The 9,445-nt window shown below is 41.8% G+C and carries 7 protein-coding genes; 6 read left to right on the top strand and 1 reads right to left on the bottom strand.

The window, feature by feature from the left end:
• The 6 genes from VJB08_04305 to VJB08_04280 all read left to right on the top strand — a co-directional run.
• The coding region (locus VJB08_04305; GenBank protein HLD43180.1) for a nucleolar RNA-binding Nop10p family protein at window positions 1-192 on the top strand (192 nt) is incomplete at its 5' end.
• Between the two features lie 36 nt (window positions 193-228).
• The gene (eno, locus tag VJB08_04300) at window positions 229-1,482 is read left to right on the top strand and encodes a phosphopyruvate hydratase (protein HLD43179.1); all 1,254 of its coding nucleotides are present in this window, start codon (window positions 229-231) and stop codon (window positions 1,480-1,482) included.
• 51 nt (window positions 1,483-1,533) lie between these two features.
• On the top strand, window positions 1,534-2,586 hold the full coding sequence (locus tag VJB08_04295) for a hypothetical protein (protein HLD43178.1): 1,053 nt from the start codon (window positions 1,534-1,536) through the stop codon (window positions 2,584-2,586).
• Window positions 2,587-2,612: 26 nt separating this feature from the next.
• A complete protein-coding gene (locus VJB08_04290; GenBank protein ID HLD43177.1) occupies window positions 2,613-7,169 on the top strand; it encodes a S8 family serine peptidase in 4,557 nt (1,518 codons plus the stop codon).
• 11 nt (window positions 7,170-7,180) lie between these two features.
• A complete protein-coding gene (locus VJB08_04285; protein ID HLD43176.1) occupies window positions 7,181-8,215 on the top strand; it encodes a hypothetical protein in 1,035 nt (344 codons plus the stop codon).
• A 1-nt stretch (window position 8,216) separates the two neighbouring features.
• Window positions 8,217-8,789, top strand: coding sequence for a histidine phosphatase family protein (locus tag VJB08_04280; GenBank protein ID HLD43175.1), 573 nt, complete (start codon window positions 8,217-8,219; stop codon window positions 8,787-8,789).
• A 35-nt stretch (window positions 8,790-8,824) separates the two neighbouring features.
• On the opposite strand, the gene tnpA is transcribed toward VJB08_04280, so the two are convergent.
• On the bottom strand, window positions 8,825-9,247 hold the full coding sequence (tnpA, locus tag VJB08_04275) for an IS200/IS605 family transposase (GenBank protein ID HLD43174.1): 423 nt from the start codon (window positions 9,245-9,247) through the stop codon (window positions 8,825-8,827).
• Window positions 9,248-9,445: the final 198 nt, after the last annotated feature.

Below are 9,445 nucleotides of genomic sequence, written 5' to 3'. Positions count from 1 at the left end.
ATTCAAGCGAGCAGAAGCATGAAGCGGATTCTATGGTGTAGCAACTGCAATAAATATACGATGAGAGGAGTATGCACTTGCGGCCAGAAAGCCCTCTCAAAAAGCCCTCCAAAGTACAGCCCCCAGGACAAATACGCAAGATACAGGAGAATCGTGAAAGAGCCTGGATGGAAGGAGAAGGGGCTGATTTAGAAAAGATTTTTATACCTCGGTTCTTAGATTACTGTAATGCCGGCCATACAAGAAGTGAAAGCCATAGAGATTCTGGATAGTAGGGGGAACCCAACAGTCCAGGCAACAATAAAGGCATCAAAAACAGCCAAAGCCTCAGTTCCATCCGGCGCTTCTACAGGAATCCACGAAGCTCATGAGTTAAGAGATGGCGGAAGGCGCTTCAACGGAAAAGGAGTGCTGAAAGCAGTAGCAATCATCAATACAAGAATAGCAAGAGCTCTCAGAGGAAAAAACACTGCCAACCAGAAGCTTATAGACAATACCTTACGAAGCCTCGATCCATCGGCAAACAAATCCAGGATAGGCGCAAATGCCACCTTGGCTGTCAGCATGGCTGCCTGCCGCCTTGGAGCAGGGAACCGAGAGCTCTTTCAGCACATCAGCAATCTTGCAAGAAACAGGAGGATAAGGCTGCCGGTTCCTCAAATGAATATCCTGGACGGAGGGGCCCACGTTGGTGCAGAGCACGACATCCAGGAATATATGATTGTTCCACTAAAGTTTAAGTCGTTCTCCGAAGCATTAAGAGCAGGAACAGAGGCTTACCATATTGTTAAGGAAAGAATAGCCAGAAAATACGGATTTGCAGCAGCTTCAGTCACAGCAGAAGGAGGATTCATCGCTCCAATGGATAGTGTAGAGAAAAGGCTCCAATTCCTTTTGAGATGTATAGATGAAGCCGGATACACTGGAAAAATAAAGATTGCCCTGGATGCTGCTGCTTCAGAGTTTTATGATAAAAAGAGCGATTGCTACCGGATTGGCAGCAAAACATACAGCTCAGAATCCCTGGCTCAGATGTATCAGGATCTCATAAAGAAATACCCGGTAATCTCATTAGAAGATGGCCTTGCAGAAGATGATTGGGAAGGGTGGTCTTCCTTGCAGGCTGCAATCGGAAAGCAAGTCCAGATCGTAGGTGATGACCTGCTTGTGACCAATCCTGAAAGGATCAGGACAGCAATCAAAAAGAAAGCTGCAAACGCCCTTCTCTTAAAGCCAAACCAGATAGGAACTGTGACTGAAGCAATCAAGGCTTCTCAGCTTGCAAAAAAAGCCGGCTGGAAGGTAATCGCCTCCCACAGGAGCGGAGAGACAGAAGATTCATTTATCGCAGATCTTGCAGTCGGCATTGGAGCAGATCAGGTCAAGTTCGGAGCTCCCGCCAGGTCAGACAGGACCTCAAAATACAACCGGCTGCTGGAGATAGAGAGTTCTCTTGGAAAAAAAGCAAGGTTTGGAAAATAACGAAAGGATAAAGGCTTATAAAGACTGAAGGTTTTTAGCGAGGGGAAGGGGGTGAAATTAACGAGATCTGGTGCAGTTGAATATTTACTAGCAGTAATTGTTAGTATTATTATTACTGGTTGCTCTGCTACAGATATAGAATCTTTTGTGACAAACATCCCTCAAATCCAACAATTTCTTGATGAGAACCCAGATGCTGAGATTAAGATTACGTATTGGGCATCTGGTGAGATTAACCAGATTATAAGTTCTATTAACTCTCAGTGTGGAAAAGAGATTCAAGTAACTCCTATATATAGGGCTATTGTTAAGGAGAATGGGACGAGTGTTACAAGCTGGATTAAGGCTGATGACAGGCAGGTGCTGTGTGTGGTAAGGGAGATTGATGAAAACATTGACCAAGAACTTAACTCAACAAACGAGACTGGCATTAATGAGACAAATGAAAGCAATAATGTAACTGCTAATGAAACGAGTGGGAATGAGTCCGTAGGTGTTAATGGAACAGATGAAAGTGTGTCTTTTATTGTAGACACAATAACAGAATTTGAGAAAAAACCAAATGGGAAAGGGGTACTATTTAATGGAAAAGGTTACTTATTGGAATACGGGAATGTTATTAAAGGTGGGGTCTTTTTTAATGCTTGGAGTTCTTTTTCAATAACTATAAATGGCAAGTATTTTGAGGATCTTACAAACGGAGAGATATTCCAGCTTGATGACGGAACGTATTTTGGGATAAGTAGAATTCGGCATTCTGATTTTGCGAGCGATATTCCGAGCACAGATTTCTATTTAGGCAATACAGAATTGAATTTTACTCCATTTGGATGGGATGAAAGACTATGTACGGCAGATGAAGATTGTGTGAAGATAAAGTATGCATGCTGTAAATGCAACCATATTGACAAAGATCATGCTATCAATAGGATATACTTAGAGACGTATCTAAATGAGTCTAGTGGGTTTTGTCTTAATTATGACCGATGTGAATCGAGAGAAGAATCTACAAATGACCACTGGACATGCTCAGCAGAACCTCAATGTATAAATCGCACATGTAATCTGGTTAATAAGCAGACTGGTGGGAAGTATAACAGATGATAGGTCATAATAGATAGAGGTGAAGGTTGATTGAAAGAAATAATGTATACCCCAAGATAAGAATACTGGTTTATATCTCAATTATTATGTTCCTTTCTCTAGTGATAACCGTCTCCGCTTTAAACAAGCCAGTGATCACAGAGACTGGAACCCCCAGGATAAGTTCACGTCTACAGGATAATATAACCCAATACCAAAGAGCCGAGATTGGCGCAAATGAAGAATTAGAAATAATAATCAGACTGGAGGGCAATCCTCCCAGACAGGTTATCAGTAAGATAAAAGAGGAATATGAGCCAGATATCAAAAACTATAGTGCTAAGATTAAAGATGTTCTTAAGAAATATAAACCAAGGAATCTTACTCCTCTTCAGGAGGAGGAACATAGCCTGGACTTGTATCAGCGTATATCACAGGAGGATAGAGATAAGATTAAAGATTTAGCCAGAGCAAAAAACCAATTAAAAACGCAATTAAGAAATGATATTGAACATAATCTCTCAATCAGTAACGCCAAGATTCAAGAACCGTTATTAGAAGAGATTCAATCAAAGGAAGGGGATATCATTAATAACTTTCTGATTAGCAATATAATAATAGCCAGAATCAAAGTGGGAGAAGTCATAGGATTCTTGAACGATAGCAGGATAGAAGGTATTGGGCTTAATGTCAAAGAAAGCGGATTTGCTTTGGATATTAGCCCAGGAGCGATAGTTGCCAGCAGCCTACAGAATGATTACTCAGGAGGAAACGGACCCGAACCCCTTGCAACAATCTCCATAATTGATTCAGGCATTAACATAAGTCACCCCAATCTGAAATATTTGTCTGATGGGAGTACATTGAGGACATGGTATAACAAAAGTTATGATGGAGAGGCAACAAATGATGTTTTAAATCACGGAACCCTTATTGCAGGCATTATTGCCTCATCAAATGACACTTACAGAGGAGTTATGTACAACATAAGCAGTATGATTAATGTTAAGTTGGATGAAGATGGAGATGAGATTGATGAAAATAATATGATTCAAGCTATGAATTGGTCATTATGGGATGCTCCAGATCAGGCAGAAGTAATAAGTTTAAGTGTAGGAAAAGATAAAGAAGAAAAAGATGGAACATCACTAATCACTACAGATTATGATACTGAGGCAGATGTAGGTGGGGCTACAATTGTTGTCGCAGCAGGGAACAAAGGGAATACAGGTAGCAAGAATCTTACCCAACCAGGTGATGGATATAATGTAATAACAGTAGGTGCAATGGATGACAAAAATACAACTAATAGAGATGATGACGTATGGGGTAACTGGTCAATTTCTGCGTCTGGGGGTGCTAGTGGAAGAGGGCCTACAGGTGATGGAAGAAAGAAACCAGACATTATGGCTCCAGGAGTTGCAATAAAGAGTGCTAATGCGTCGGGAGAGTTTTCAATTGCGAAGGTAGGGGGTGGAACTAGTTTTGCTGTACCTCATGTCTCGGCTGCCTCAGCTTGGTTCGATGATGTGTTGTCTAATACTCTAGAAATCAAAGCATTATTGATAAACACTGCAAGGGACTATGGTGATACTGGTTGGGACGAATATTATGGTTGGGGTTCAGTTAATTTAGGATCGGCTCATACTTATATAGACAACACATGGTACGAATCGAGTTTTACCGATGATGGAGTTAGACTTTATAAACTCACTAATGTAGACAATGGGGATACATCCACTCTTGTTTGGTTTAAGCACCAAGGTGAATCTCTGCATGATATAGATCTTTATCTATATGATGAATCTGATGGAAACACAGTTGACTCTTCCACCTCCGGTATAGATAATGTCGAACAGGTTGCAACAGATACTAATTATGATAATATTGTTCTTAAAGTAAACTCCGCTGATGTTTGGACTGGCAATGAGGAGTTTGCTGTTGCTACAGAGACCGATACAGATTTCACAATAAACCCTCCAGCCCTAAGCGCATCCCTCTCAAATCCGTCAGGCAAACAAGAAGGACAACTCTTCAACATCTCCGCTCAAATAACACCAACAGGAGACTTAAATGCTCATGGAGTTAGTGTAACCTTAAACCTTCCTTCTGGATTGACACTTATCTCGGGCGCTAATCCTCGGGATTTGGAAACAATAAATGACGGCTCCTCAAAAACAGCAGTATGGACAGTCAACGCAACAGAAGAAGGCGCAAAAAACTTTAATGTAAGCATTACTTCATCTTCTTATGGCGAGACATACAATGCTAATGCCTCTAGTTCTGTAGCTATAGCTTCAGCATATAATCTCTACATCAACATAAAAACATTAAAGGATGATTACACCAGCAATGAGTTTGTAAACATAACCGACCCTCCAGAAGAAAACAACACGAATCAATCTTCCGAAGAGCAAAACACAACAGCAAACTCCACAGCCGAAGAGAACCATCCTCCAATCCTGATACTCCTAGAAAAATCTGATTTGCTCCCAACAGACGAAGGGCAGAAATATGGGGCGGTCTTCGATGAAATAATCAATGAAGATGGAAGCAGAACAAGGACTATGTATGGCTCTACTCGAAATATTGAGGAGGGTGGAGGGTGGAAAAGGGTCGAGAAAGCTCGAAGCTTAATGGATAAAGGCGTATTTGAGCTGGTTTATCTAGAGAATGACAGTAGGTATGATTTGGAGATTGTTGATTTTAATTACACTTCTATCACATTTAAACCAATAATCAAGGATGAGAATGAGATGAATAAAGATATTCCTGTCAAAATAAATGGTGCAAAAAAAACTTCTGTAAATTATAATTCATTGTCTAATAAGCAACAATTAAATTTTAAATTTAATGACACAATCCTTGGGAAAAACCTTACTGTTGGAGAACATTCAACAACTGTCACCTATGATGACACATCAGAAAAACAAGGCAATCAGCTAAGTCAAAGCAACCCTAGCACTACGTATCAGGTAAATTCCCCAGATTTCTATGACGAGGTTGGTGTACAAGAAGATAGTGCCGCCATACGATTTGGAAATGGCTCACTAAATTGGAGCAATAAAGCTATAGTGGGAATAACCTTAAGCTTCTATGTAGATATGCAGGATTATTCCCAAGCAGACGGATATGTTGAAGTGTACTATTATGACGGTCCATATAACCCAAGTAACCTAACTTGGAATATCCAGCCTGGCAGAGGATTAATCTATCAAACAAATAAGATGTCTGGCACTTCTACCTACACGATGTCCTCTAACGATATTGACCATAAAGAAGGCTGCTACGGTGATGGTTATTGTTATTATCATTTTAAAGGGAAGGAAGATTTGGATGATATTGTTGCTGGAGAGATTCTTGTAAATAATGCAAACACATATCTCCAAATAACCTATGTCGATTGCGATCAAAACTCAGATTGCGTAGCAGGACAATTCTGCAACTCAACTGGCTATTGCCAATCAGACCTATCGAATGGAATAGACTGCGGGGTCACGTATACAAATAACATGTCAGAAAGAAATGGTGCCTGCGCAAGCAACCAATGTTCTTTGGATGGAAGAGATAGCACTGGTTACGTTTGCACAGCTTCAAATGAGTGTAATTGGGATGCTCAAATAGAGAGTAATGGATACTATCAATGCTATAACTATGCGTATGATACAGATACCGGTGATGATCCGCGAAGATGTGATGGAGGAGGCACTTGGACTGATGCGGCAGACTGCCCAGACCAAACTTGCGTTACAGGTAGCGGTAGCACGCCCTCATACTTAAGAGATGATGTGTGTGATGCAGGCATTAATACTGGTGGAGGATGTAAATATGGCCCAACTGTAAAAACATGCGATTATTATGTAACATGTGATGGCACTACCTGCCCAACATCCTGTTCTTCTCAATCAGATTGCACTGATAACGCGTATTGCGATGGTATCTGTAAATCCACTGAGTCAAAAATAATCAATAATGGAGAAAGTAATGTTTCCATATATTTATTGATGAAGATCCAGTACTATAATGGCAGTGGCTTCGTAGACGAAGCCATAATACAGAATGATACATCCCCAAGAACAGTTAATATAAATCAAACATTAAAGCTCGATGCTATTTGGAATCCAAATGCATGGAATACAAGTAACAACGGCAATGGCACATACAGGGTATGGGTTGCTGCAACAGATGAAAATGATAATCTCCTGGCTTATAATCAGACAGAGATTGTTGCGATGTATAACTTCACAATATTGCCTCCAGACTTCAATAAATTCACCATCAAGAATACTTCAGGCAGCAACATGGCCTGGCTCGGCGACTCAGGAAACGCCGTGATTAAAGGTATCTTGGAGCAGAACTCCGCCCACACAAGAAACGCTGACTTTGCCTTCATCATAAGAAACAACGGAGAAGATGTTCTGATTATCGAGAATGATGGCAATATGTATATTGATGGAACTTTGTTCCAGAATCAGTCAACCATATCATCCTCTTTGGATGATACTGATTTCAGAATAAGAAAAGATGGAGAATGGCAGGTTGTTGTAAATGAGTCGGGGTATGTTTTTATGAAAGGAACATTGACGCAGAATGGAGCTCCATGAGGTGAAAGCGTATGAAACAAAGCAAGATTAGGGAGATCAAATCAGATGAAAAATATTTCAGCAGCCAACCTATACTCAAAACATTATTCACCTCAGTATCCAGACTTGCTCTAGCGTTAGCCCTCTTCATACTGGCAGCCATTTCAATAAGCGGAGCAGGGATTGTCATAGAAGATGGAATGCTCGGAGTGAACAGCACAGGCCCCAGCCATGTGCTTGAAGTCACAAGAGGAGCCCGTATTGGAACCAATTTTGGTAGTTTGACAGCAATCCCAAGAGGAAATGCCAATATCTTATTGTATGATGCAGGAGACACCAACTGGGCAGGTCTTGGCTCAGACGGCTCAGGCAATATGTGGTTTAAGACAGGAACATCTGGAGCTCCAGATGCAAGATTGGTTATCGACAACGCAGGAAATGTAGGGATAGGCATAACAACCCCTACAAAGAAGCTCCATGTCAATGGAGATGTAAACCTGACTGGAACCATCTATAATCCCTATGTAACCCTCTCAGGCTCTACTTCCTATGGAAACATAGCTGCTTATGGTGAAAGATCATTATACTTCACAGCTGGCTCAAACTTCTTGTGGATCAATAGGACAAATTACGTAGAAATGTCTTCAGGAGGCTCAAATGAGTTCAGGATTGTAAACGGAAAGACAGCCATGGGATTGGCTGTTCCTACAGCCAAATTGCATGTGAATGGAAATGCTAATGTGACAGGAGAGCTTGCTTATGGCTCTTTAAAGGCAAACTCTCCTGTTCTGAAAAGAACTGCTGATCCCTTTGTAGCAGAATGCACTATAGCAGATAATGGCGACTTTGTTGTGGAATACATCAAAGAGGACACAGGAAGCTACTCAAAAGTCATAGAGAAAGTAGATCCTGATTCAGGAAACTGGTGGCACAGGCAATGCTATGAGAAGAATGAGAAGTTTAGCTTCCTTGACACCGCTCCTGTATGCGGAGAGGATGAGCATGAATGCACGATTGATGAGATTGGGTTTGATTGGGAGACAAAAACTGTATATGTGAGTGGATAAAATGATCCTCAACATCTACCTCTTCAGGCACGGACAGACCTATTTCAACAGAGACCATAGGTTTACTGGATTCAAAGACTCCAAGCTGACCCCCTTAGGAATAAAACAGGCAAGAAAGATAGCAAAAAAGCTGAAATCAAAAAAGATCGATGTTGCCTATTATACTCATGTATCAAGAAGCAAAGACACACTAAAGGAAGTGCTCAAATACCACAAAGGAGTAAAAAAAATAAAGGATGACCGGATGATCGAGCGCTCATACGGCTCATTTGAAGGCCTCTATCACACAACAATAATAAAGAAATACGGAAAAAAGCTTTTTGACAAATGGCACCGCTCCTACAATTTCCCGCCTCCAGAGGGAGAAAGCGTGAAGCAGGTTGAAAAGAGAGTAAATTCATTCATAAAAGACTTAATAAAAAAGATGAAAAAAGAAAGGATCAATGTTGCAATCTCAGCCCATGGAAACTCCATGCGGCCATTTAGGAGGTATTTTGAAAAGCTTACGATGAAGCAGATGATGAAGCTTGAGAATCCCTGGGATGATTATTTTGAATACCATGTAAAAACGTGACCCCCTCCCCGCCCTAAAGGGCGGAGCTTCCCGCGCTAGCTGAACACCACGTTGTGGTGTGCTTCCTGATTCTTGATGTAGGTCTCGCATGCGGCAAGGTCATTCACCCCTACCGTCACTGAATAACTGCTCGGCGCCCAGAAATGCCTCTTGGGGTAGCGCAAGGCAACGTGCTCACGGTTGCGAAAGATAAGGTAGCTTGAACGGCCTTTGAGCAAAGCAAGCGCCCGTGAATCGGTCATCCCGTTGGGCAGTGATGCAAGCGCATGAACGTGTTCCGGAAGTACGCCAAGCACACGAAACGTGATTCCATGTTCATGTGCCGCTTTTCTGATTGCTGCATTCACAAGATTTTTAATCTCCAGCCTCTGCATCATCTTGTAGCGATACTTCGTGCACCACTCAAAGTGCCAAAAGTTCATCGTCACCTTGTGGCTCAACCGCTTCATGTTGTTCATGCTCTCGTCCTCCGACAGACGAGAGCTCACGCTACTTTGAATGGGTAGTGCGTGCGCAGTTTCGTCCGCCAGCTTGCTGGCGGCGAAGCCGCCACAAAAACCTTTCTAGAAAAAACGCCCTGAAGGGCGGGGGTTTAGACCCTAGCTCGCTACGCTCGCTCTAAGTTCTCGAAACCTTAATAAGAGCAGAGACACTCA

It is taken from the genome of Candidatus Nanoarchaeia archaeon (genome assembly GCA_035290625.1).
In the GTDB taxonomy this organism is placed as follows: Archaea; Nanobdellota; Nanobdellia; order Woesearchaeales; family DATDTY01; genus DATDTY01.
This window is presented reverse-complemented; position numbering and strand designations above follow the sequence as displayed.